This is a genomic window from Duganella sp. OV510, from assembly GCF_900100205.1.
Taxonomy (GTDB): Bacteria; Pseudomonadota; Gammaproteobacteria; order Burkholderiales; family Burkholderiaceae_D; genus Rugamonas.
In genome coordinates this window covers 48,732-71,577 of sequence record NZ_FNEQ01000006.1, presented here as the reverse complement: position 1 = coordinate 71,577, position 22,846 = coordinate 48,732, and the positions used below count along the sequence as shown (strand labels likewise).

The 22,846-nt window shown below is 62.4% G+C and carries 22 protein-coding genes and 1 tRNA gene; 12 read left to right on the top strand and 11 right to left on the bottom strand.

Going from position 1 to position 22,846, the window contains the following annotated elements; genetic code table 11:
- Window positions 1–14 precede the first annotated feature (14 nt).
- Window positions 15–1,646, bottom strand: a complete 1,632-nt coding sequence (locus BLS51_RS16810) for an OFA family MFS transporter (RefSeq protein ID WP_090184889.1) — start codon at window positions 1,644–1,646, stop codon at window positions 15–17.
- A 182-nt stretch (window positions 1,647–1,828) separates the two neighbouring features.
- Here BLS51_RS16810 and BLS51_RS16805 point away from each other — a divergent pair, with 182 nt between their 5' ends.
- Together BLS51_RS16805 and BLS51_RS16800 are read left to right on the top strand one after the other, a co-directional pair.
- Window positions 1,829–2,155, top strand: coding sequence for a flagellar basal body rod C-terminal domain-containing protein (locus BLS51_RS16805; RefSeq protein ID WP_090184886.1), 327 nt, complete (start codon window positions 1,829–1,831; stop codon window positions 2,153–2,155).
- A gap of 34 nt (window positions 2,156–2,189) precedes the next feature.
- Window positions 2,190–3,764: a class I adenylate-forming enzyme family protein gene (locus BLS51_RS16800; protein WP_090184882.1), complete on the top strand. Its 1,575-nt coding sequence runs from the start codon at window positions 2,190–2,192 to the stop codon at window positions 3,762–3,764.
- A 7-nt stretch (window positions 3,765–3,771) separates the two neighbouring features.
- Here the strand turns inward: BLS51_RS16800 and BLS51_RS16795 are convergent, their stop codons facing one another.
- Window positions 3,772–4,764 (bottom strand): Lnb N-terminal periplasmic domain-containing protein, encoded by a 993-nt coding sequence (locus tag BLS51_RS16795; protein ID WP_090184876.1) that lies wholly within the window; start codon window positions 4,762–4,764, stop codon window positions 3,772–3,774.
- A gap of 223 nt (window positions 4,765–4,987) precedes the next feature.
- Between BLS51_RS16795 and BLS51_RS16790 the strand changes: the two genes are divergently transcribed.
- Window positions 4,988–5,890, top strand: coding sequence for a LysR family transcriptional regulator (locus tag BLS51_RS16790; protein ID WP_090184873.1), 903 nt, complete (start codon window positions 4,988–4,990; stop codon window positions 5,888–5,890).
- Here the strand turns inward: BLS51_RS16790 and BLS51_RS16785 are convergent.
- Entirely contained in the window at window positions 5,862–6,329 is a 468-nt protein-coding gene (locus BLS51_RS16785) for a DUF421 domain-containing protein (protein ID WP_090184869.1), read from the bottom strand. The genes BLS51_RS16790 and BLS51_RS16785 overlap by 29 nt on opposite strands.
- Before the next feature lie 99 nt (window positions 6,330–6,428).
- Window positions 6,429–6,857: a KGG domain-containing protein gene (locus BLS51_RS16780; protein WP_090184866.1), complete on the bottom strand. Its 429-nt coding sequence runs from the start codon at window positions 6,855–6,857 to the stop codon at window positions 6,429–6,431.
- A 274-nt stretch (window positions 6,858–7,131) separates the two neighbouring features.
- Here BLS51_RS16780 and BLS51_RS29740 point away from each other — a divergent pair, with 274 nt between their 5' ends.
- From BLS51_RS29740 to BLS51_RS16770, 3 genes are all read left to right on the top strand, one after another.
- Complete coding sequence (locus BLS51_RS29740; RefSeq protein WP_175472602.1) at window positions 7,132–7,299, top strand: hypothetical protein; 168 nt, start codon at window positions 7,132–7,134, stop codon at window positions 7,297–7,299.
- Window positions 7,300–7,407: 108 nt separating this feature from the next.
- Window positions 7,408–8,406 (top strand): gamma-glutamyl-gamma-aminobutyrate hydrolase family protein, encoded by a 999-nt coding sequence (locus tag BLS51_RS16775; protein ID WP_090184863.1) that lies wholly within the window; start codon window positions 7,408–7,410, stop codon window positions 8,404–8,406.
- Window positions 8,407–8,511: 105 nt separating this feature from the next.
- A complete protein-coding gene (locus tag BLS51_RS16770; protein ID WP_090184859.1) occupies window positions 8,512–9,228 on the top strand; it encodes a transporter substrate-binding domain-containing protein in 717 nt (238 codons plus the stop codon).
- A 1-nt stretch (window position 9,229) separates the two neighbouring features.
- Here BLS51_RS16770 and BLS51_RS16765 read toward each other — a convergent pair whose 3' ends face one another.
- On the bottom strand, window positions 9,230–10,348 hold the full coding sequence (locus tag BLS51_RS16765; RefSeq protein ID WP_090184856.1) for a YbdK family carboxylate-amine ligase: 1,119 nt from the start codon (window positions 10,346–10,348) through the stop codon (window positions 9,230–9,232).
- On the bottom strand, window positions 10,348–11,532 hold the full coding sequence (locus tag BLS51_RS16760) for a cation:proton antiporter (protein ID WP_090184853.1): 1,185 nt from the start codon (window positions 11,530–11,532) through the stop codon (window positions 10,348–10,350). The genes BLS51_RS16765 and BLS51_RS16760 overlap by 1 nt, the downstream gene beginning before the upstream one ends.
- Window positions 11,533–11,619: 87 nt before the next feature.
- On the opposite strand from BLS51_RS16760, the gene fghA reads away from it, so the two are divergent.
- Window positions 11,620–12,465 carry an S-formylglutathione hydrolase gene (fghA, locus tag BLS51_RS16755; RefSeq protein ID WP_090184851.1) on the top strand — a complete coding sequence of 282 codons (846 nt, stop codon included), beginning with the start codon at window positions 11,620–11,622 and terminating at the stop codon, window positions 12,463–12,465.
- On the opposite strand, the gene BLS51_RS16750 is transcribed toward fghA, so the two are convergent.
- The 3 genes from BLS51_RS16750 to BLS51_RS16740 form a co-directional block, all read right to left on the bottom strand.
- Window positions 12,455–13,036, bottom strand: coding sequence for a DJ-1/PfpI family protein (locus tag BLS51_RS16750; RefSeq protein ID WP_090185911.1), 582 nt, complete (start codon window positions 13,034–13,036; stop codon window positions 12,455–12,457). The genes fghA and BLS51_RS16750 overlap by 11 nt on opposite strands.
- 75 nt (window positions 13,037–13,111) lie before the next feature.
- A complete protein-coding gene (locus BLS51_RS16745; RefSeq protein WP_090184849.1) occupies window positions 13,112–14,077 on the bottom strand; it encodes a chemotaxis protein in 966 nt (321 codons plus the stop codon).
- A gap of 134 nt (window positions 14,078–14,211) precedes the next feature.
- Window positions 14,212–14,287, bottom strand: a tRNA-Gly gene (locus BLS51_RS16740).
- Window positions 14,288–14,408: 121 nt separating this feature from the next.
- Here BLS51_RS16740 and BLS51_RS16735 point away from each other — a divergent pair.
- The 5 genes from BLS51_RS16735 (at window position 14,409) to BLS51_RS16715 (ending at window position 19,504) form a co-directional block, all read left to right on the top strand.
- Window positions 14,409–16,043: a Na+/H+ antiporter gene (locus tag BLS51_RS16735; RefSeq protein WP_090184847.1), complete on the top strand. Its 1,635-nt coding sequence runs from the start codon at window positions 14,409–14,411 to the stop codon at window positions 16,041–16,043.
- A 3-nt stretch (window positions 16,044–16,046) separates the two neighbouring features.
- On the top strand, window positions 16,047–17,102 hold the full coding sequence (locus tag BLS51_RS16730; RefSeq protein WP_090184845.1) for a sensor histidine kinase: 1,056 nt from the start codon (window positions 16,047–16,049) through the stop codon (window positions 17,100–17,102).
- Complete coding sequence (locus tag BLS51_RS16725; RefSeq protein ID WP_090184842.1) at window positions 17,090–17,806, top strand: LytR/AlgR family response regulator transcription factor; 717 nt, start codon at window positions 17,090–17,092, stop codon at window positions 17,804–17,806. The genes BLS51_RS16730 and BLS51_RS16725 overlap by 13 nt, the downstream gene beginning before the upstream one ends.
- A 31-nt stretch (window positions 17,807–17,837) precedes the next feature.
- Window positions 17,838–18,200, top strand: a complete 363-nt coding sequence (locus BLS51_RS16720; RefSeq protein WP_090184838.1) for a VOC family protein — start codon at window positions 17,838–17,840, stop codon at window positions 18,198–18,200.
- Window positions 18,201–18,295: 95 nt separating this feature from the next.
- On the top strand, window positions 18,296–19,504 hold the full coding sequence (locus BLS51_RS16715) for an acyltransferase family protein (RefSeq protein WP_090184833.1): 1,209 nt from the start codon (window positions 18,296–18,298) through the stop codon (window positions 19,502–19,504).
- On the opposite strand, the gene BLS51_RS16710 is transcribed toward BLS51_RS16715, so the two are convergent.
- Both BLS51_RS16710 and BLS51_RS16705 read right to left on the bottom strand, forming a co-directional pair.
- Window positions 19,440–21,809, bottom strand: a complete 2,370-nt coding sequence (locus BLS51_RS16710) for a penicillin acylase family protein (protein WP_090184829.1) — start codon at window positions 21,807–21,809, stop codon at window positions 19,440–19,442. The genes BLS51_RS16715 and BLS51_RS16710 overlap by 65 nt on opposite strands.
- A gap of 62 nt (window positions 21,810–21,871) precedes the next feature.
- A complete protein-coding gene (locus BLS51_RS16705; protein ID WP_090185908.1) occupies window positions 21,872–22,822 on the bottom strand; it encodes a bifunctional helix-turn-helix transcriptional regulator/GNAT family N-acetyltransferase in 951 nt (316 codons plus the stop codon).
- Between the last annotated feature and the right edge of the window lie 24 nt (window positions 22,823–22,846).

Below are 22,846 nucleotides of genomic sequence, written 5' to 3'. Positions count from 1 at the left end.
TTTATTCTACCTTGTTACTTAAACAGCACAGCGGCTTTTTCCACGGTGATGGCAATGCCGATCGCCAGCGGAATGCCGACCGCCAGCCAGCCGAAAGCTACCGCCGCCGGGCTGGTCTTGCTGTCCGACGCCGTGACCGTGCCGGTGGCGGCGGCCGCATCGCGTTCGTGTGCCAGCTTCTTCTCGGCCGCCAGTTCGGCTTCGGTCATGAAGTGCTTGTCGGCCACCGGACGCACCAGCAGGTTGCAGATCAGGCCCACCACCAGCAGGCCGGCCAGCACGTACATGGTGATGTCATAAGCCTGCGCCTTCGGCACGCCTGCGGCGATCTGGTATTCACGCACGTAGTTGACCAGGATAGGACCGAACACACCAGCGGCGGCCCAGGCGGTCAGCAGGCGGCCGTGGATGGCGCCCACCATCTGCGTGCCGAACAGGTCGGCCAGATAGGCCGGCACAGTAGCGAAGCCGCCGCCGTACATCGACAGGATGATGCAGAAGAAGGCGACGAACAGCGCCAGATGGCCGCCATGCGCCATGCCTGGAATCGACGCGTACAGGGCAAAGCCCAGCACGAAGAAGATGCCATAGGTGACCTTGCGACCGAGGAAGTCGGAGCAGGACGCCCAGACGAAGCGGCCACCGATGTTGAACAGCGACAGCAGGCCGGTGAAGCCGGCGGCGATTGCCGCGATCTGCGCTTTCTGTGCCGTGTCCAGCTCATTGAAGGTGGCAGCGACGCCCAGCAGCTGGCCGCCGAAGATTTCCTGCAGCAGCGGCGATGCCATGCCGAGAATGCCGATGCCGGCGGTCACGTTCAGGCACAGCACCCACCACACCAGCCAGAATTGCGGGATGCCCCACACTTTGCTGGCGTGTACGTGACGGGTGGTGATCATCGCATTGGTTTTGTTGGCAGGCGGCGTCCAGCCGGCCGGTTTCCAGCCGGTTGGCGGCACGCGGTAGGACAGCGCGCCAGCCATCATGAACACGAAGTAGATGGCGGCCATGACCAGGAAGGTCTGCCAGACGCCAACGCTGTCCGGGGTGGCGAAATGCTTCATCAGCTTATCGGCCAGCGGCGCGCCGATCATGGCGCCGCCGCCAAAGCCCATGATGGCCATGCCGGTTGCCATGCCGCGACGGTCCGGGAACCATTTGATCAGCGTCGACACGGGCGAGATATAGCCCAGGCCCAGGCCGATGCCGCCGATCACGCCGGAGCCCAGCCACATCAGCCAGATCTGGTGGTGGTACACGCCCAGCGCGGAAATCACCAGGCCGCCGCACCAGCAAAGCGCCGATACCACACCGGCCTTGCGCGGGCCGGCGTGTTCCAGCCAGCCGCCAAACAGCCAGGCGGCCAGGCCGAGGAAGACGAAGAACATGGTGTACATCCAGCCCAGCATGGAAATCTGCCAGTCGCAGCTGGACGACAGGATGCGCTCCAGCACGCCGATATCAGCCGGGCAAGCCAGCGATTCCTTGATGCCTAGTGCTTTCGACAGCGGCAGCCAGAATACCGAAAAACCGTAGGCCATGCCAATACACAGGTGAATGGCCAGCGCTGCAGGCGGCACCAGCCAACGATTGAAACCGGCACCGGCGATGGTGCGTTCCTTTTCCAGAAAATCAAACAAAGCCATTCACTTTTTCCCCGTTGAGTGTTTCTTATGAACAATGTGGGGCGGAAGAATAACACATACATAATCCATACAAGCGATTTGCAACAATCTACAGCAACACGGCGCCTGTTTTTTCATCAGTTCGTGCATTCCATTGCGCATCGGTGTAAACTGTCGCTAATTGCCGAAGGGAAACTATCATCATGGCCATCGCCGTTCTCAGTTCTGGAGTCACTGGTCTCAATGCCGCAGAGCGCGCATTGGGTAACAGCGCGCACGCGATCGCCAACCTCGGGACCCAGGGTTTTCAGCCAGCGCAGGCGCATTTCGCCGAGAATTCGCCAGCCGGCACCGGCGTTTCGATCTCCATGCGCGGCCAGCAACTACTGCAGGTGGAAGGCCCGAGCAATACCAACCTTGCGGTGGAAACCACCAATTCGCTGGTGTACAAGGCGCAATTCGACCTGTCGGCCAAGGTAATCCAGGCCGCCGACCAGAATCTCGGCACGCTGATCGACATCAAGGCTTGATCGGCGCCGGCCACATCGGCCACAATGCGCGGTAATGAATACCGCACAGTTACTCGCTTCACTTCCCTCCCGCATTTCCGCCATTCCCCGACGCTGGGCTGAACGTGCGCCCGATGCGCCCGCGCTGCACGACGGCACGCGCCACTGGCGCTACGCCGAACTGGTCGCCGCCATCGACCAGGCGGTCGCCCTCTTGCGTGATTTGCAATTGCGTCCCGGCGACCGGCTGGCCGTCATCGGCGAAAACTGCGTCGGGCAAGTGGTGCTGACGTTTGCCGCCGCCGAACTGGATGCGTGGATTGTCCATATCAACGGCCGGCTGTCGCCGCGCGAGGTCGATGTAGTGCTGAAGCACAGCGGTGCGCGGCGGACGATTTACCTGGCCACGCCGGCCTCGCCGGAAACCGCCGCCCACGCCGAACGCAAGAGCGCCAGTGCCATGGCCATGGCCGGCGACCACGGCGACGCAGCCGCCAGCTCATCGGCAGCCTGGATGGTCGGCCCGCTCAACGAACACTGTCAGCCGGAACCGGTGCACGCGGCGTCACACGAACAAGTGGCGGCGCTGCTGTACACCACCGGCACCACCGGCGCGCCGAAAGGCGTGATGCTCACCCACCGCAACCTGCTGTTCGTCGCCGCCGTCTCAAGCACGCTACGCGGCCTGACGCCGGACGACCGCGCCTATGGCGTGCTGCCGATCACCCATGTCTACGGCCTGACCTCGGTGATGCTGGGCACACTGTACGCCGGCGCCTGCCTCTACCTGTGCCCGCGCTTCACACCGGACGGCCTGCTGGCGGCGCTGCGCGACCATCGTCTGACCATTGTGCAGGGCGTGCCGGCGATGTATGCGCGTCTGCTGGAAAAGCTCGGCGACACGGCCGCGCCGTTGCACACGCAGCTGCGCTTCGCCTACGCTGGCGGTTCGCCGCTGCCGCCATCGCTGAAAGCACAAGTCGAAAGGCTGCTTGGCCTGCCGCTGCACAATGGCTACGGCCTGACGGAAAGCGCACCCACCGTCAGCCAGACCCGGCTCGACCAGCCGCGCGGCGACACCTCGGTCGGCCACCTGATTCCCGGCGTCGAGGCGCGCCTGCTGAGCGCTGACGGCAACGACGCAACGCCTGGCGACATCGGCGAACTGTGGATACGCGGCCCGAACGTCATGCGCGGCTACTACCAGCAAGCCGAACTGACCGCCGCCGCCATCAATGCCGAAGGCTGGCTCAACACCGGAGACATGGTGCGCCAGGCGCCCGATGGTGCGCTGTTCATCGCCGGCCGCACGAAGGAATTGATTATCCGTTCCGGCTTCAACGTCTACCCGCTGGAAGTGGAAACCGTGCTGAACGCACATCCGGCCGTCACGCAATCAGCCGTGGTGGGCCGTCCGGCAGCCGATGGTGACGAGGAAGTGGTGGCCTTTGTGGAACTGGATGCACGGCACACGGTCAGCATGCAGCAGCTACACAGCTATCTGGCGGAACAACTGGCGCCTTATAAGCGCCCGTCCGCAATCATCGCGCTAGCCACCTTGCCCGCCGCACCCAGTGGCAAGATCCTCAAGAACCAGTTGCAGCAGCTGGCAGCAACCGCAACTCGCTGACGCCTACTCACCGCCGTGTGGCGCCAGCGGCGCGGATGCGCTGGGAAAAGTCGTCCGCCTGGTCCGCCGCCCGCGCTTTGCCGGTAATATGGGCTTGTTGGCGCAAGGCGTCGAATCCGCCCTGCCCTTGCAGCGCGCCGAGGTCATATAGATAGCGGTCGAGATAGCCGGAAGCCAGCAAGCGCCAATCCAGCGGCAGGCCGGGTGAGATGCGGCGCGCCATCTGGTAAATGATGGTGGTGCAGTTGGCGGTCAGCGTGTTGTAAAAGCGCGGCTCCTGCTTGAGCTGCTCGCCCTCGACAAGATAAGAAAGGAACAAAGAACGCATCATCTCCGGCGGCATCTTCAGGCGGTACAACCACATATCCTCGTCGCGAACATTGGTGCGCACGCGCAGGATGTCACGCTCGTCGGCGGCAATCAGCACGGTTTCGTAGCGCTTGAAGAAGCCGGCCAGGCCGTCGAAGCTTTCGCCGCGCTCCTTGCGGATCTCGATCGAGAATGTCAGGTAACGGCCGTCACTGAAGCCGAACGACACCAGCGTGTGCGCAATGGCCGGCCCCATCCAGTACGACATCGCCACGTCGACCGAGCGCAGCTGGCTCAGGTCGTACTGGCGCGGCTCCCATCGCACCGTGTAGTCTGTATCACTACGCCAGTCGAAATTGCGCACCTGGTCCAGCGTGACGATGCTGCCGTCCACCTTGCCGGTCACCATACGCGCCACATCGTCGGCCCACAGACGATCATGCGACGGCTGAATGGTGCTCCACCAGGCCATCAGCGCCAGCAGCAAGGCCAGCCAGATTGCCGGCAAGCGATGACGGCGGCGCCAGAAGGCAATCAGCGCCATCAGGCTGAACAGCGGCCAGGCCAGCAGCGCCAGCTTGCGCGCCAGTTCGCCGAACGGCAGCTGAAACCACAGCGCGCCGGTGCCCCACGCCGCCAGGGGGATGAAAATGAGTGTGCCGAGGGCAAGAACAAGTAGTCGTTTGATCATGCACGGATTATGCGGCCTAATCCTCCCGTTCGTCGACTCCGCTGGCGCAACCGATCTGGACGCAGATCAGTTTTACTGCAATACTCAGCACCACGCCGATAACGCCTATTAATCCCAACATGGCAGGTTCCGTAAATGAAGAAGAGACGCTTCACTTTAACGGCCAGCCGGGAATTGATCCAATATCAAAAACGGCGGCCATCTATCTCGAAACGGCATAACGGTGATTTCGTTTAAACAGTTTAAGTATTTTATAGAGATCGTGGATGCAGGCAGCTATTCACGCGCTGCCGAAAAGCTGTACATCGCGCAGTCGGCGCTGAGCCGGCAAATCAAGGAGCTGGAGGACGAGCTGCAAACGCCGCTGCTGACGCGCGACGCCCGCCAGTTCGAGCTGACGCCGGCCGGCCAGCTGTTCTACGAGCGCGGCAAGCGCATCCTGGAAGACATCGACGATACGCTGGTGCAGGCGCGCCATGTCGGCAAAGGCGCGCAGGGCGTGATCCGATTGCAGCATTCCAGCTCGGTGATACTGACGCCGCGCATCAGCCAGGCACTCTCTGTCGCACTGGACCAGCATCCCGGCGTGACGCTGGACGTCTCGATGCTGCCGTCGGAAAACCAGACGCTGGAAATCGAGGAAGGCCGGGTCGATATCGGCCTGCTGCGCCTGCCGACGCTGCGCCGCCATCCGCACATCCAGGTGCGGGAAATCGGCAGCGAGCAATTGATGGTAGCGGTGGCGCGCGATGCGCCGCTGGCTGCGCGCGACAACGTCGAACTGGCCGAGTTGAGCGAACAGGCTTTCATCTCGATTCCGCACAAGGATCGTGGCGGCCTCAGTTATCTGGTGGCCAACCTGTGCCTGGAACAGGGCTTCTTCCCCAAGCCGGCGCGGGCGCTATCGCGCAAGTCTTCGCAGCTGAACCTGATCGAAGCCGGCCTGGGCATCGCCATCGTGCCCGAATGCATGCGGTTGACGGCGCCCGCAGGTGTGCACTTTGTGCCGCTGGCGCATGGCACGCTGCTGACCACCGTTGGCCTGGCTACCCGCCGCGAGGCCGATCCGCTGGTCGCCGCTTTCGCCGATAGCCTCGTCAATCAGCTTTCTTCTTCAGCACCGTAATACTGCCGTCGGCTTCCAGGAAAATGCAGCGGGCGTCGGACAGTTCAACGTCGGCCTCACGCAGTGCCTGATTGACGTCGCTTTCGGCGATGCGGTTCTGTTTGAGAATGTCGTGATAGACGCGGCCGTCGCGGCCCAGCAGCACGCTTTCACCGTCGATGATGGCGGCCAGCTTGCGGCTGCGCGAGGACAGCCAGCCGAGCGTAATGTTCAGCGCGATCAGCGTGCAGGCGATCAGCATGCCGCCGGTAACCGAATCGTCACCGCCGGACAAGGAATTGGAGACCGCTTCACTGAGCAACATCACCACCAGCAAGTCGAACGGTGTGAATTGGCCGACGGTACGCTTGCCGGATACGCGCACCAATACCAGTAATGCGCAGTAGACAATCATCCCGCGCAGTATGAATTCCCACCATGGTAAGCTGAGGTCGAACATGACGTTAGCCTAGCCGCATACCGGGAAACCGGTATGTACGCTAGCTAACGATGAGGAAACGGCGGCATGGGCGCCGCCGTTGAAACTAACAGACCATCATCAACGATCGTTCTTGTGGCTTTGACGTCCGGCTTCAGCGTGCTGCTCCGGCGTGCCGCCACGGGTGCCGCCGCCGGACGAGCCGGTGTTGCCACTACCGCTGCTGCCGCGCGAACCACTGCCGCCGCCGCTTTGCTGGTTGCCGCCCTGCTGGCCGCCGCTTTGGCCGCCACCGCTGCCGCGCGAACCACTGGAGCTACCGCTCTGCTGATTGCCATCGCTCTTGTGGCTCATGCTGCCTGCCTTGCGCGCTTCCTCGGAAGTGAATTCATGCGCATTGCCCGATGCATGGGCGGCACGACCGCCTTCCGCTGCGATCTCGCGCTGACGTTCCGGATCCATCGAAGCGAAACCGCGGTTGCTGGTATCGCTCTGCTGGTTTTTACCGCCTTGGTTACCGCCTTGATTGCCCTGGTTCGAGTTAGCCATAATGAATCTCCTTGAAGTAGTTGTCCTGCCACTGGTGCGTCAGGGATAGCCATCGTACGGCGGGACGCAGAGCACGCATGAGAGTTGTCAGCTTGTGCTTGCGTAGGACTTTCCTTGCTTGTTAAGAGTTGAAGTTACCAATGGTCGAGCCAGATGGTTTCCGCTGCGCCGACCTACGCCAGCACAAGCATTGTTCCTACAGCGTGCAGCTGCATGCTGGCTTAGCATAAGTCCGGCGCGCCACCTCAGGCGTGCACCAACTTTGGAGATCATCATGAGCAAACCGACCCAGGGCGGCAAGAACGGCGGCAATAGCAGCTTGCAGGAAGCAAAGGGCAGCAAGTCCTCCACCACCGGCAACAGCGGCAGCGGCAAGGGCAACAGCCAGTCGGCTGGCAGCAGCGACAGCAAGAGCAGCAAGGCCGGCAACAAATCGAAGTAATCTCCCGAGGGCGCTGCGTTGGCGCCCTCACACTTCCCGGCTGTAGCGGACGACTGTTGAGCTCAAGATATGGCACACTAGCGCTATCCGAGAGACACAGGAATCAGCATGAGCGCCGGACCCGACGACCACGAAACACCCCAGGCCAGCAGCAACCAGCAACGCCGCGCAAGCGACCATGGCGAGCGCCGCAAGGCAGACCAGCACATCCATCAGGACAACGCCGCGCCACGCTATCTCGATCCGGGCGACACCGTGTTCAGCTTGTGGGGCCGGGTCATCATGGCGCGCTACCGGCGCATCGCGGCGGCGGCCACGCGCCACATCATCCAGCGGCCGCTGCACATTGGCGTCTCGGCCCGCATCTTCCATCCCGAACCCGGCGCGACCGGTCTGCGGAGCAAGAACCTGCAATACCTGGAAGAGTCGATCGCGCAATGGGTGATGTCGCGCGACGTGCTGGTGTTCATGATCCCGACGGTGAATACCGAAGGCCTGCTGCATCCATCCAACATCCGCCTGCGCGACTACGCCAAGCATCTGGACGGCCTGGTGCTGCAAGGCGGCGCCGACGTCTCGCCGCAAAGCTATTCGGAAGTACCGACGCGGCCGGAATGGAGCGGCGACCGTGCGCGCGACATGTATGAACTGGAGCTGCTGCACGAATTCGTTGAAGCCGGCAAGCCGGTACTGGGCATCTGCCGTGGATGCCAATTGATTAATGTCGCCTTCGGTGGCACGCTGTACCAGGACATCGCCACCGACGTGCCGGAATCGCTGGCCCACGTCAACGACGACTATGACCGCAACCGCCATGAGATCACCTTCCCCACAGGTTCCTCGCTGGCGCGCATGTTCAAGGGCAAGGGCACCGGACTGGTCAACTCCATCCACCACCAGGCGGTGAAGACGCTGGGCCGGGATATGTCGATCGAAGCGCTATCGGTGCCGGACAACGTCGTCGAAGCGATCCGCTACCGCAAGGCGCCCTTCGTCATGGGCCTGCAATGGCACCCGGAGTTCCACCAGGCCGGCGGCGTCGAACTGCTGGACTGCACTGGCATCCTCGACAACTTCCTGCGCGTGGCGCGCGAAACGCGTTTCTAGCCCGCCACACACCGCCGCCGAAGATCATGCAATTAATAAACATATAGTGGCACTTTAGCATCTTCGGTGTAGACTGGCGGCTGCCTTGAAACCACGCCAATAATCATGAGACGCGCCGTATTAGCTGCCAGCCTGATGTTAGCCCTGCCCTTTAGCCGTGCCGAGGAGCTGATCCACCTGACGTATAGCGAGCGGCCACCGTATATGGTGCAGCAGCAAGACGGCACGGTTGGCGGCCTGACCGGCGCGCCTGCCACCGCCGCGTTCAAGGCGGCGAATATTCCGGTGCAATGGCACAAGGTGCCAACCAACCGCCAGCTGTTCATGGTCAAGGATCACAGCAGCCTCAGTTGCGCGATCGGCTGGTTCGCCACGCCGGAGCGCCAGCAGTACGCCAAGTTTACCAAGCCGATCTACCGTGACCGCACCTGGGTGGCGCTGAGCAACGCAGCTTTCGCTGCACGCAATATCGCTTCGCTGGAGGAACTGGCGCATCACAGCGAAGCACGGGTGCTGATCAAGGAAAATTATTCCTACGGCGGGCTGGATGACTTCATGAAGCAATGGCGTCCGGTGACGGCCATCTCCACCGCCACCACCATCAAGATGGTGCAGTCGGTCAGCACCGGCATGGTCGACCTGATGTTTGTGTCCGAGGACGAAGGCCATTACATCATCAAGGAAATGAGCGCACGCATGCCCACCTTGCGCCTGCTGCAATTCAAGGACATGCCGCGCGGTCTGGAACGTCACATCATGTGCGGCAAAAATGTGCCGGATGAGGTGATTGCCCGTCTCAACAAGGCAATCACCTTCAAGTAGATCAGCGACCGCGGAAACGCTGGATGGCGGAATCCACCACACCTTCGACGCTGCCGCTGGCGTCGAACTGCTGGCGCAGGTAGTGGGCGTCGCTGCCCTCGTGCGTGACCTGCACCAGATGCTGCAGGCCGGCCGTGGCGCCCAGTTTCGAGCCGTATGGCTCCATCTTGCGCAGCGTGGTCAGAATATCTTCGCGCAGCGACAGGCTTTCGTAGGTCTTCGGATGCACCACCGTGCCGTCCAGGCCAAAGCGGCAAGCCTGGAAGCGGTTGTAGTTGTAGACCAGGTAGTCATCTTCCGCCGGCGCTTCCTCGCGGCGCTCCAGCAGATAGGCGCACAGCGATTGCAGGTACACCGCCAGCGCGGCGGCACGCTCCACCGTCAGCGGCGTATCGCATACGCGCAGCTCGATGGTGCCGAATTCCGGCTTGGGCCGGATATCCCAGTAGAAGTCCTTCATGCTCTTGATCACGCCGGTATGTTCCATCTTGGCGAAATACTCGTGCTCGAAGGTGTGCCAGCTTTGCGTGAACGGCGCGCGGCCGCTCATCGGGAAAGCAAACACCGAATTCAGGCGCGCCGAGTTGAAAAGGGTGTCATTCCCCTGCACATACGGCGACGACGACGACAGCGCGATGAAGTGCGGCACGTAACGGCTCAGCGAATGCAGCAGGAACAGCGCATCGTCACCCGAGGCGCAGCCGATGTGCACGTGCTGGCCGAAGATGGTGAACTGCTTGGCCAGGTAGCCGTACAGTTCCGACACTTCCTTGAAGCGCGGCTTGGAGAAGATGCGGCGATCCGACCATTTCTGGAACGGGTGCGTGCCGCCGCCGCAGATGCCGATATTCAGCTGTTCACCGGCCTGCACCAGCGTGTCGCGGATCACCTGCAACTGCTTGACCAGCTCGGTATGGTTGGTGTGCACGTCGCTGTTGATCTCGATCATGCTCTCTGTAATTTCCGGCGTCACGTTGCCAGGGAAAGGCTTGCGGCTCAACAGGTGCAGCAAATCCGGGCTGGAGGCGGTCAGGTCGAAGTCCGACAGGCTGACCAGTTGCAACTCCAGCTCCACCCCCATGGTCAGCGGTTGCGACGATTTGAATTCTTCCAATGCCATTATTTTGCCTCCTGATGGGCTTCTTTCGCCCAGAACAGCGCGCGCTGCGTGATAATCGGACCGACCACTTCCAGCAGCAGCGTCATTGCCGTCAGCGCGGCCAGCTCATCCACCAGCACGATGCCCATGTATTTGGTTTGCTCCAGCAGCAGCGTGACAAACACCGACATCGGCGACAGCGCGATACCGGTCAACATGCCCTTGCGCCACGAGATGCCGCTGACATGCGCGAAGCCGGCCACGCTGGCCGTCTTGACCACGAAGCGCGCCAGCAGCAGCACGGCCGCCAGGCCGGCGCCATCCACCACACGCTCCCACTCCAGCGTCGACACGGCAAACACGAACAGCAGCACCGTCAGCAATTCACCAATGCCGCCGAAGTTACGCTCGGTGCGGCTGAACGCCACCCGCTTGTGACGCGCCACCAGGCCGAAAGTCAGCGTCGCCAGCACCGGCGACACGTCGAACGCGCGCGATGCGGCCACCAGCAGGATCACACCCAGCGCGAAGGCGATCGTGCCATCCTGCGCCAGCGCGCCCAGACGACGCAGCACGGCAGGCACCAGGAAGCCCATCACCGCGCCCATCGCGGCCGACACCAGCAATTCGATCCCGCTGTGCGAGATCGCCTGCGTCAGGCTGCCGGAGGTCTGGAACACCCAGAAGCCCACCACCACCTTGAACACGAACAGCGCGATGACACTGTTGATCGCCACCAGGTGCAGCACACGCTCGGTGACCTGGCCGGAACTATCTTCCTCGTTAATCACGCGCAGCACGCCGGCCGGCGAGGTCGACATGGCCAGCGACGCCAGCAGCAGCGAGGTCAGCGGCGGCATGCCGGTCAGATGCGAGATCAGGTAGACCACCACAAAGGTGGCGGCCGATTCCACCAGGCCGGTGACGGCAATCCACGGATTAATCCGCAGCCAGTGCAGATTGATGCGATAACCAAATTCAAAGAGGATCAGACCGAAGGCCAGATTGGCCAGGATGGTCACGTTGCTCGATGCGCCACTGCTGAGCGCCTCAGGGAAAGCCTGCGCCAGCGCAAAGCCGATCAAACCGTAAACACTGATGCGCGGCAGCCGCGTCCAGCGATGCACGAATTCCCCCGACAGCCATGCCACCGCAATTGCCAGTGGCCAGCCCAGATCGGCCAAGATGACCTGAATATCCGGCATGTACTTCTCCTTTTTAACAATACTTGTACAATTCTGCGATATATCTAGCGCCATCACTGTGCGCTAGGGAACTTAAGGAAACATTTAATGCTCGAAATTGTGAACGAACATGCTTGCTTCGGCGGCGTTCAACGTTTTTACCGCCACGAATCGCGCGAGATCGGCTTACCGATGCATTTCTCCGTCTTCATTCCACCGCAGGCGCAGCACGGCCCGGTGCCTGCCCTGTTCTATCTTGCCGGCCTGACCTGCACCGAAGAGACTTTCATGATCAAGGCCGGTGCGCAGCGCGTTGCGGCGGAACTCGGCCTGATGCTGATCGCTCCGGATACCAGCCCGCGCGGCGCCAATGTGGATGGCGAAAGCGAGAGCTGGGACTTCGGCGTCGGCGCCGGTTTCTATGTTGATGCCACGCAGGCGAAGTGGGCCGGGCACTATCGCATGTACAGCTATATTCATGAGCTGCGTGAGCTGGTGGGGCAGGAACTGCCGGTCGATGCGCAACGCATCGGCGTATTTGGCCACTCGATGGGCGGCCATGGCGCATTAACGATGGCGCTGAAGCGTCCCGACGTGTTCAAGTCGGTGTCCGCGTTTGCGCCGATTGCCGCGCCATCGCAATGCCCCTGGGGCAAGAAAGCCTTCACCGGTTATCTGGGTGAGGACACGGGCGCGTGGGCGCAGTATGACGCCAGTTTGCTGATGGCGCAAGTCAAGGCGCCCTTCCCGGCCGGCATCCTGATCGACCAGGGACTGGGCGACAAGTTCCTCGCCGAGCAGCTGTATCCGGAGGCATTCGAGGCGGCATGCGCGGCTGCGGCACAGCCGCTGACGCTGCGCCGGCATGCAGGCTACGACCATGGCTACTACTTCATTCAGACTTTCGTGGAAGACCATCTGCGCTTCCACGCGGCGAATCTGGCTAAAGTTTGATCTCGGTGCCCAGCTTCTGCAGGAACTGGGCGATCCACGCGGGATGCGCCGGCCACGCCGGCGCGGTGACAAAGATGCCGTCGGTGACCGCCTGGTCGACCGGAATGTCGGCATAGCTGGCGCCAGCCAGTTTTACTTCCGGCGAGCAGGCCGGATAGCAGGAGATGGTCTTGCCACGGATGACCTCGGCGGCGGCCAGCAATTGCGCGCCATGGCAGATCGCCGCGATCGGCTTGTTGGCGGCGGCGAACTGCTGCACCAGTTCGATCACGCGCGGATTCAGGCGCAGGTATTCCGGCGCGCGGCCGCCGGCAATCGCCAGCGCATCGTAGTTGCCGACCTCGGCGTCGGCAAAGCTGGCGTTCAGCGTGAAGCGGTGGCCGGGCTTTTCAGTGTAGGTCTGGTCACCTTCAAAATCATGGATGGCGGTCTTGATGGTGTCGCCGGCCTGCTTGTCCGGGCACACGGCGTGCACGATGTGGCCGACCGCCAGCAGCGCCTGGAACGGCACCATGGTTTCATAATCTTCCGCAAAGTCGCCCGTCAGGAACAGAATTTTCTTGGCTGCCACGGTATATCCTTTCGTGAAAGTAAAAAGGGCCACGACGTTGCCGTCGTGGCCCTTCATACTACCTTGTTTCTTTGCTTACGCGGCAGCTGCCTTGCCCAGCACGGTGCGGATGGTGCCAGCCAGGTCCTCGGCAGAGAACTTGGCCACATACGCATCCGCGCCAACACCCTTGACGTGGTCTTCGTTGGTCTTGCCAGACAGCGAAGAGTGAATCACCACAGGGATCTTGCCAAAGCGGGCGTCCTGCTTGATCAGGCGGGTCAGCGTAAAGCCATCCATCTCCGGCATTTCCAGGTCGGTCAGCACCATGGCGACACGGTCGCCGATGCTGACGCCTTCGGCTTTTGCGCCTTCGGCGATGGCTTGCAGGCGATCCCATGCCTCCTTGCCCGACTTGGTCATGATGAAGTGAACGCCCATTGCTTCCAGGCCTTTTTCAATCAGGTTGCGCGCGACGACCGAATCGTCGGCGGCAAGGATCACAGCGCCCGGTTTCAGCAGCACTTTCGGTCCAATGGTTTCGGGATCGACATCCTTGCCTTCCGGCGGCACCAGCTCGCGCAAGATGGTTTCCACGTCCAGTACCTGCGCCAGGCGGGTGTTCTGCACGTCGCCATCCACGCGGGCGATACTGGTGACTTTGCCGCCGGCAGTACCTTCGGCAGTCAGCACCTGGCTCCAGTCCAGGCGCACGATTTCCTCCACTGACTCGACCGCGAACGCTTGCGTGGTGCGGGCGAATTCAGTGACCAGCATAATATTCAGACCAGTTTTTGGGGTCACACCGACAATGCCTGGCAAATCCAGCACCGTGATGATTTGCCCGCGAAGATTCACAACACCCAACATGTGTGGCGGGGACCCGGCCACAGCAGTTACTTCGGGCATTGCAACGATTTCGCGGATTTTGAAGACGTTAATACCGAACAACTCAGAATGTTCGCCATTGGCGTCGCCGCCGAGACGGAACAGGAGGAGTTCGAATTTGTTGGAGTTGGTCAGGTTGCTACGCTCATCAACTTCCTGTTGCACAGATTTCATGGATTCGTCTCCTTCGGTGGTCCTCACCTAGTATAACGTTTGCAACGGGAAGATGTTGTGTTGGAGAACGATAAACAACAAAAAAGGAAGCCCTTGGGCTTCCTTTTAGGTACTACGCATATGCTACTGAATTCTGGAGCGGGAGAAGAGTCTCGAACTCTCGACCTCAACCTTGGCAAGGTTGCGCTCTACCAACTGAGCTACTCCCGCAGAAGGCATGCATTATGCCAGAAAGATTTCCATTCCGCTAGTGCTGTGGCCCAACTTCTTACCGAACTTCCAATAGTGTAAGCTTAGTCCGTTTTAGTATTTACGTAGGAAAAGGAAGGGAATGGATTCAATAGAAGTCGTGCTGATCATGTTGCTGGCGGTCGTCGCCAGCGCTTACCTGCGCAAGGTGCTGCCCGGTTCGATACCGCTGCCACTGGTACAGATCGGCCTGGGCGCGCTGATCGCCGCCAAATCTACGCATGGCGTGGACCTGGACCCGGAATTATTCTTCCTGGTGTTTCTGCCGCCGCTGCTGTTTCTCGACGGCTGGCGTATCCCGAAAAGCGGCCTGCTGCGCGACAAGGGCACGATACTTGAACTGGCGCTCGGCCTGGTAGTGTTCACCGTGATCGGCGCCGGCTTCCTGATTCATTGGATGATACCGACCATGCCGCTGGCGGTGGCGTTCGCGCTGGCCGCCATCGTCTCGCCGACCGACCCGATTGCGGTCAGCTCGATCGCCGCCAGTTCGCCGATCCCCAAGCGGCTGATGCACATCCTGGAAGGCGAATCGCTGCTGAATGACGCCTCCGGCCTGGTGTGCTTCCGCTTCGCCGTGGCAGCCGCCATGACCGGCGCCTTCTCGCTGCAAAGCGCCGCCCTGACCTTCGTCTGGGTGGTGATCGGCGGCATTGCCGCCGGCGTCGGCGTTACCATGCTGATCACCTGGGTGCAGCGCTGGCTGACGCGCCACTTCGGCGAACCACCCGGTTCGCCCATCCTGGTCAACCTGCTGATCCCTTTCGGCGCCTATCTGGTGGCCGAGCGTCTGCACGCCTCCGGCATCCTGGCGGCGGTGGCGGCAGGCATCACCATGAGCTACGTGGAACTGAGCGGCCACGCAATGGCGGCCACCCGCATCCAGCGTTCGGCCGTGTGGGACACGGTGCAGTTCTCGCTTAACGGCGTGATGTTCGTGCTGCTCGGCGAACAGTTGCCGGAGATCTTCCGCCTCGCCGGCACCTCGCTGGAAGAAAGCGGCCATATGAACCGCTGGTGGCTGCTGGTGTACGCCGTGGCCATCACCGCCGGCCTGCTGGCGCTGCGCTTTGTGTGGGTGTGGGCCTCGCTGCGCCTGACCATCTTCAAGCAGAAGTACCGCCACCAGCCGCGCCACAAGATCAATCCGCGCCTGCTGATGGCCACCACGCTGGCCGGTGCGCGCGGCACCATTACGCTGGCTGGTGTGCTGACGTTGCCGCTGGCACTGCCGGATGGCTCGCCATTCCCGGCGCGCGCGCTGACCATTTTCCTGGCCTGCTCGGTGATCCTGCTGTCACTGCTGATCGCCAGCATCGCCCTGCCTCGCCTGCTGGCCGGCATGACCTTCCCGGCCGAACCGGAAGAACAGCAGGAAGAGGATCTGGCGCGCCGTGCCGCCGCCAACGCCGCCATCTCGGCGATCGAGAAAACCCAGGTGGAGCTGATGGAGTCGGATGCCTGTATCGATCCCGAGGTGTATCCGCAGGCGGCAGCGCGCGTGATCGCCTTCTATGAGCACAAGCTGAAGGAAGTCGATCCGGAAAGCGAACAAGCCTGGCGCAAGACCGACTCCGCCGAGAAGGAACTGCGCCTGGCGGCGCTGGCGGCCGAACGCCGCACGGTATTTGACCTGGCGCGGCACGATCACATCTCCGATGAAATCTCGCGCAAGCTGGTACGCGAAATCGATTTGATGGAAGCACGCTACCGCTGAGCCATGCAAAGAACCCGCACCGTTATCGCGATCGCCTGGGTATTATTCTGGACGCTGATGATTACCACCTCAGTCCAGGAATACCTGCGCGATCACGATCACGGCGTGTGGAAGCCGATCTTATGGGAATCCTCATCGGCGCTGACCGGCACCTTGCTGCTGCTGGCGCAGCGCCGCTACACGCGCAAGCACGATCATCTCTTGCATTCACCGCTGCGCTGGTTCGCCCGGCAACTGGTGTGGCTGCCGGTGTACTGGGTGGCGTTTGTGCCACTGGCCTTTGGCATGCGCCACGCGGTGTACGCGCTGGCAGGCGAGCGCTATCCGCACGGCGGCTGGGCCTCCATCTATCTGTACGAAGACATCAAGATGACGGTGTTCTTCTGCATCTTTGCCACGATTACTTTTGGAGTACTGTCCTTCCACGCCATGCTGGAAGAGAAGCTGCGCGTCGAACGCGCCAACGCATCGCTGCGCGAGGCGCAACTGCTGCGCCTCAGCCAGCAGATGCAGCCGCACTTCCTGTTCAATGCACTCAACACCATTTCATCGCTGATGTACAGCGACGTGCAGCGCGCGGACGCCATGCTGGTGCAGCTGTCCGACGTGCTACGCGCCACTCTGGACGTCGGCGAACGCCACCTGGTGCCGCTGGAAACCGAACTGCGCATCCTGCGCGGCTATGCCGCACTGATGGCCGAACGCTTCTCCGACCGCGTCACCATCAGCTGGCACATCGACGATGCACTAAAGGCTTGTCCGGTGCCGGTGATGAGCATGCAGCCGCTATTGGAGAACATCTTCAAGCATACCGTGGAAAAGCGCCGTCAGCCCACCGCCATCAGCATCACCGCGCAGCGCGCCGGCCATGAACTGGTGCTGCGGCTTGAAGACGATGCAGGTGCGCTGCCGACCACCGGCACGGCCTGCGGCGGCATCGGCGTGCGAAACCTTCGCGAGCGGCTGGATGCGCTGTATGGCGGCCGCGCCGCGTTCGAACTGGTCGCCCTGTCGCCGGCGGGCGTGCGCGCAGAAGTGAGGTTGCCATGCGCGTCCTGATCGTCGATGACGAGCGCCCGGCGCGCGACAAGCTGCGCCGCATGCTGTCGGCAGAACCGGACATCAGCGCTATCGAAGAAGCGCGCGATGGCGTTGAGGCGCTGGAACTGCTGCCATCGTTCGCCCCCGACCTGCTGCTGCTCGACATCCAGATGCCTGAGATTACCGGCCTGGATGTCGCCGCCTCGCTGCCGGCGCCGGCGCCGCTGGTGGTGTTCGTCACCGCCTTCGACGAGTACGCGATTCGCGCCTTCGACGCCAACGCCATCGACTACCTGCTCAAGCCTTACGACCAGTCACGCTTGCAGCGCGCGCTGCAACGCGCACGCGAACGCCTCGCTGCGCAACGTCCGGCAGCGTCCGTGCTGCCGAACGTTGCGCAATTGCTGATCCCTGAACGCGGCAGCATGCGCATCGTCAAGGTCGAGCAGATCCAGTGGATAGAAACGGCCGACAACTACGTCATCCTGCACACAGCCGACGGCGAGCCGCTGATGCGCCAGACGCTGGCCGGCCTGCTCGAAAAGCTCGGCCCGCGCTTCATCCGATGCCACCGCCGCGCCGCCGTGCAGCTGGACTGGATCGCCAGCATCGTCAACCACGACAAGGGCGACGGCGAACTGCTGCTGCAAGGCGGTACACGCGTGCCGCTAAGCCGCCAATACCGCGCCGAGGTCATTGCGGCGTTCCCGCGCCCGGCGTGATAATCTAAGGCTCCAACTTGCGGAGACAATCATGAAACGAGTGACTGGCATCGGCGGCATATTCTTCCACGCGCAAGACCCGGCAGCGTTGCGCGCCTGGTATCAGAAACACCTGGGTGTCGATGTGCTGCCATGGGGCGGCGCCGCGTTCACCGAGCCTGGCACGACCATCTGGTCGGTCAGCGAGGCTGGCGGCGACCACTTCGCGCCGAGCAGCGCGTCGTTCATGATCAACTACCGCGTGCATGACCTGGCCGCGCTGCTGCAAGCCTTGCGCGACGAAGGCTGCCAGGTGCTGGAAAAGACCGAGGACGGCGAATTCGGCAAATTCGGCTGGGTCATCGATCCCGAGGGGAACAAGGTCGAACTCTGGGAACCGCCGCCGGGCGAATAATTCCGGCTCGCCCCACACGGCGCCCATTTCGCCCCACGCCGATGGACGCTGGCAAGTCGCCCGCTTAATCTGGCTTCATACAAAAGGAGCCAGAAATGAATCACCAACGCCTGTATTTCTTCGACTGGATACGCATCCTCGCCTTCTGCCTGTTGATCCTCTATCACACCGGCATGTACTACGTGACCTGGGACTGGCACGTGAAAAGTCCCTACGCCAGCGACGCCATCGAGCCGCTGATGATTTTGTCCTCGCCATGGCGCCTGGCGCTGCTGTTCATGATTTCCGGTGTGGCCACCGCTTTCATGCTGAAAAAGATGCGCATCGGCGCGTTGCTGCGGCAGCGCAGCTGGCGGTTGCTGGTGCCGCTGGTATTCGGCATGTTCGTCATCGTGCCGCCGCAGGCCTATTTCGAGATCGTCGAAAAGATCGCCTATCAGGGCAGCTATGCTGAATTCATGCAGCGCTACGTCGCCGCTTACCATGGCTTCTGCCGAGGCGACGACTGCCTCAGCATGCCAACCTGGAACCACCTGTGGTTCGTCGCCTACTTGTGGGTCTATACCATGATCGGCGGAGCGATCTTCTGGCTACTGGGCGCGCGCTTCGATGCTGTGGGCGCCACGCTGGGCCGGCTGCTGACGGGTTGGCGCATCATTGTCCTGCCAGTCGCGGTGTTGGCGGTGGCGCGCTATGCATTGGTCGAGCACTTCCCCAGCACCCACGCGCTGGCGGGTGACTGGTACAACCATGCGCAATACTTCTTCGTATTCGCCTTGGGTGCGCTGCTGGCGATGCAGACCGAGTTCTGGGCGCGCATCGAAGCAATCCGCTGGACCAGTCTTGGATTATGGCTGTGCAGCTGGGCGCTGATCGTCATTTATTGGTCGATACCGGAAGCGCTGGCCAACACGCCCGATGTCCAGCAATGGAAGCTGCTGATGCGCGCCGTGTACTGCGTCTGCCAGTGGACCGCCATCCTGGCCGTGTGCGGCTTCGGCCGGCGTCACCTGAACTTTGACAACGCCAAGCGCCGCTACCTGACCGAGGCCGTGTTCCCGGTCTACATCCTGCACCAGACGCTGATCGTCACCATGGCGCACTGGCTCAAGCCGGTGAAGCTGGCGCCCGGCATCGAAGGCGTGTTCCTGGTCGTACTGACCTTCGGCATCAGCTTCGGCGTGTTTGAAGTGGTGCGCCGCATCGCCGTGCTGCGCCCACTGTTCGGACTCGGGCCGCTTACTTCACAAACGTCAGCGTATGCTGCGCAGGTCCCGGCAGCAATGGCGACTCCCGCCCGGTAACCCAGTCAACGCGGCCATCCAGAAAGTACGGCGACAGCGGATGGCCGCTCTGCCCGCCCGGCATGTTGAAGATGCCCTGTTCTTCACGTCCCGGCGAAACGGTCAGGCGCTCCGACTGGCCGAAAGTGGGTCCGGCGACGCGCGGCATGTGCTGGTCGCCGGCCAGCATGTCCGGCGCCACTTTCAGGTACTTGCCCAGCAACGGAATCGCCGGCGCCATCGGATGCGCGCTGGCCGCCGTGTTGCGCTGGCCCCAGGTGGCGTTCTTCAGCGGCTGGGCGTCCTTGGTCAGGTCGGCAATCACGCGGTCCAGCGCAGCGAGCTGCAATGCCTGCCAGTCCTTGTACTGCGTTGGCAGCCAGCCCGCCGGCTGCTGGTCCAGCACGCGCGCCAGCACCACCGGCCAGCGCGAACTGACGGAGGCCATGCTCGCCTTGGGATCGATCTTCGCCAGTTCCGCGTTGGCGTTTTCATACATGATGTCGTACATGGCGTACATGAAGCCGCGCGTGATGCGGTAGCCGACCGAATCCACGCTGGCTTTGCCGCTCCAGCTATCCTTCAGCAGCGCCAGTGCCTCGGCGCGTTGCACGTTGCTGGCAATGGCCTTGGCGTCCAGTGCGGTAATGGCGCGCTCGCGCCATGCGCTGAGGAATAGCGCGCGGTCATCCAGGCCGATGGCATAGACCTTCTTCACATCGGTCTTTGCGCCCAGTGCGGCCAGGTTGTCGCGCACCTGATGCGTGCGCGCGCCAAGGTCAAAGCCGCCGTCGCCGATCAGTTCCGCGCCAGCGCCGGACAACTGGCGGCTGTTGGCGGTGGCAATGTGGCCAGCGGCCGGATTCACCACTTTCGGATACTCGGACGCTGGCAGCCATCCCAGCCACAAGCCGGCCGCATCATCCCGCTTGAGCGGATAGGTGGACACCGCACCGGTCGCGGCGCGACGTGGCAGCGGACCTGCGATGGTCCAGCCAATGTTGCCCTTGTCGTCGCCGCCAACAAAATTCTGCGCCGGTATGCCGAGCGTAGGCGCGATCGCCAGCGCTTCGTCCAGCGTATCCGCCAGTTCCAGATGCGCGATGTTGAGATTGACCGCGCCCGGCAAGTGCGCTGCCCAATGCACGGCATAACCACGCCCTTGCACTTCGCGGATCGGGCCGAGCGAGGTTTCGCGCACCGTCAGCTTGACCGACGAAGCGCCTTTGACCAGGATGGTTTCCTCATGCGCTTCAATCTTTTCCGTGCCATCAAGCGCGACGAAATCGAGATAATCACCGTAGCTGTTGGTGAAGCCCCAGGCCACATGGCCGTTACTGCCCACCACGACGAACGGCGCGCCTGGCAGCGTCACGCCAACCATGCGGCGCTGGCCACCCTTCCCATCCGGGAACTGCAAGGCGGCGCGATACCAGAGCGCTGGCAGTTGTATCCCGAGGTGCATGTCGTCGGCGATGATGGCGGCGCCGGTGTCGCTGCGGCTGCCCGCCACCGCCCAGTTATTGCTGCCAACCGTGTTGAGGAATTCAGCCTGCGCCACCTTGGCCGGCGCCGGCGCATCGGCTGCTTTCGGCTTGCCCCACCATGCCGGCGGCGCAGCGGGAATCACCACCTCGCCGCTGGCGATGGTTTGCGCGTCCAGCGGCGCATCCCATGGCGTCGATTCCGGCGACAGGAAAGCGCGCTGCTCCTCGCTGGCATTGTCGCGGAACCAGCCACGCGCCAGTTCGCGCGATTCGAGGTTACCCTGCAAATCGAAGTACATGGCCCACACCACCAGCAGCGTGTCGGCCGGCGACCAAGCGCGCGGCGGCTGGCCGATCAGCGCATATTCAAACGGCTTGGCGCCCAGCGCATTCAGGCCATCATTGACGCCAGCGGTGTAGCGCTCCAGCAGTGCGCGGTCTGACGCAGACAGCGACTTGACCGCCAGCTCGGCCCGGGCGCGGAAGCGATGCAGGCGGTGCGATTTGTCGACCTGCAGCGCACGCTCGCCAAACAGTTCGGACAACTCGCCCGACGGCACGCGACGCAACAGGTCCATCTGGAAGTAGCGTTCCTGCGCGTGAACAAAGCCGGTGGCGTAGGCCACGTCGGTGCGGCTTCCGCCGCTGATGACGGGCACGCCATGCGCATCGCGCGCAACGCTGGCCGTGGTTTCAAGGCCCGCCACCTTGTGCGTGCCATCAAGCTGTGCCAGGCTGCCACGCAAATACAGCCAGGCGGCGGCGATCGCCAGCACCAGCAACACCACTGCGGCAATCAGTATCCGCTTCGACCAGACCAGCACCCCGCTCTTTTGCATAGCATCCCCGTTGTTATACAGATCTCGTTGGCCATAGTGCCAGAGAGCCGGGGCGCGGGCAATCAGCTAGTTGATGACAGATCCAGCTCCCACGTCTCGTTGACCATGTCCTTGCCGAAGGCATGCACCGGCTCGCGGGCCACCAGCTGATAGCCTTTGGCCTGATAAATATGGCGCGCTTCCTGTTGCTGGTCCGTGGTCCACAAGCGCATCTTGCGGTAGCCTGCGGCACGCGCAAACTTGTGGCACTCGTCCACCAGCCGCGATCCCAGCCCCAGGCCGCGCGCCTGTTCTTCCACCAGCAGCAGGCGTAATTTGGCCACGCCTTCTTCGCCGCTGCGCGCCAGCGCAATCGAGCCAACCTGCTGTCCGTTGATCTCCGCGATCCAGCAATGCTCCAGCTTCGGATCGAAGTCGCGTTCAAAATCGGCGCAGATCTGGCCGACCAGCGTTCCGAAGCTGCGGTCCCAGCCCTGCTGGGTGGCGTATAGCTCGCCGTGGCGGCGGGTGATCCATTCCATGTCGCCGACGCGGTGTGCGCGCAGCACGAAAGGCTGGGCGTACTTCATGCCGCTCTGCGCGTCCAGCAGTTCGCGGATGGTGTGCATGGCCTTCAGCATGCGCAACTGGTCGTTTTCATCGAAGCGCGACAGCATATCGCCCACTTCGTCGCGTGAACGGCGGTCCAGCGGCTCATACACTGCGCGGCCCTGGTCCGTCAGGTGCAGCAGCTTGGCGCGGCCGTCGGTGGCCGACGGCACTTTGCTAACCAGGCCCGCGTTTTCGAACTTGGCGACGATGCGGCTCAGGTATCCACGATCCAACCCAAGATCACGGCACAACACGGCCATGGCCTGGTCGCCATGGTGCGCCAGTTCGTACAGCACGCGCATTTCAGTCAGCGTGAATTCGCTATGCAGCAGCCCTTCTCGCAGCACGCCAATCTGGCGGGTGAAAAAGCGGTTGAAGGAACGGACGGCCGCAACGCGGTCGTTAAAAGCAGGGACAGACATGCGCACTCCGGCAATCAGGACGAT

Excerpts from the sequence above, each read along its gene's own strand:
- BLS51_RS16730 (WP_090184845.1), top strand. The coding sequence starts at position 16,047 with ATGCAAAGAACCCGCACCGTTATCGCGATCGCCTGGGTATTATTCTGG.
- BLS51_RS16725 (WP_090184842.1), top strand. The coding sequence starts at position 17,090 with ATGCGCGTCCTGATCGTCGATGACGAGCGCCCGGCGCGCGACAAGCTG.
- fghA (WP_090184851.1), top strand. The coding sequence starts at position 11,620 with ATGCTCGAAATTGTGAACGAACATGCTTGCTTCGGCGGCGTTCAACGT.
- BLS51_RS16745 (WP_090184849.1), bottom strand. The coding sequence starts at position 14,077 with ATGAAATCTGTGCAACAGGAAGTTGATGAGCGTAGCAACCTGACCAAC.
- BLS51_RS16810 (WP_090184889.1), bottom strand. The coding sequence starts at position 1,646 with ATGGCTTTGTTTGATTTTCTGGAAAAGGAACGCACCATCGCCGGTGCC.
- BLS51_RS16780 (WP_090184866.1), bottom strand. The coding sequence starts at position 6,857 with ATGGCTAACTCGAACCAGGGCAATCAAGGCGGTAACCAAGGCGGTAAA.
- BLS51_RS16785 (WP_090184869.1), bottom strand. The coding sequence starts at position 6,329 with ATGTTCGACCTCAGCTTACCATGGTGGGAATTCATACTGCGCGGGATG.
- BLS51_RS16705 (WP_090185908.1), bottom strand. The coding sequence starts at position 22,822 with ATGTCTGTCCCTGCTTTTAACGACCGCGTTGCGGCCGTCCGTTCCTTC.
- BLS51_RS16735 (WP_090184847.1), top strand. The coding sequence starts at position 14,409 with ATGGATTCAATAGAAGTCGTGCTGATCATGTTGCTGGCGGTCGTCGCC.
- BLS51_RS16795 (WP_090184876.1), bottom strand. The coding sequence starts at position 4,764 with ATGATCAAACGACTACTTGTTCTTGCCCTCGGCACACTCATTTTCATC.
- BLS51_RS16765 (WP_090184856.1), bottom strand. The coding sequence starts at position 10,348 with ATGGCATTGGAAGAATTCAAATCGTCGCAACCGCTGACCATGGGGGTG.
- BLS51_RS16710 (WP_090184829.1), bottom strand. The coding sequence starts at position 21,809 with ATGCAAAAGAGCGGGGTGCTGGTCTGGTCGAAGCGGATACTGATTGCC.
- BLS51_RS16715 (WP_090184833.1), top strand. The coding sequence starts at position 18,296 with ATGAATCACCAACGCCTGTATTTCTTCGACTGGATACGCATCCTCGCC.
- BLS51_RS16775 (WP_090184863.1), top strand. The coding sequence starts at position 7,408 with ATGAGCGCCGGACCCGACGACCACGAAACACCCCAGGCCAGCAGCAAC.
- BLS51_RS16720 (WP_090184838.1), top strand. The coding sequence starts at position 17,838 with ATGAAACGAGTGACTGGCATCGGCGGCATATTCTTCCACGCGCAAGAC.
- BLS51_RS16805 (WP_090184886.1), top strand. The coding sequence starts at position 1,829 with ATGGCCATCGCCGTTCTCAGTTCTGGAGTCACTGGTCTCAATGCCGCA.
- BLS51_RS29740 (WP_175472602.1), top strand. The coding sequence starts at position 7,132 with ATGAGCAAACCGACCCAGGGCGGCAAGAACGGCGGCAATAGCAGCTTG.
- BLS51_RS16760 (WP_090184853.1), bottom strand. The coding sequence starts at position 11,532 with ATGCCGGATATTCAGGTCATCTTGGCCGATCTGGGCTGGCCACTGGCA.
- BLS51_RS16800 (WP_090184882.1), top strand. The coding sequence starts at position 2,190 with ATGAATACCGCACAGTTACTCGCTTCACTTCCCTCCCGCATTTCCGCC.
- BLS51_RS16770 (WP_090184859.1), top strand. The coding sequence starts at position 8,512 with ATGAGACGCGCCGTATTAGCTGCCAGCCTGATGTTAGCCCTGCCCTTT.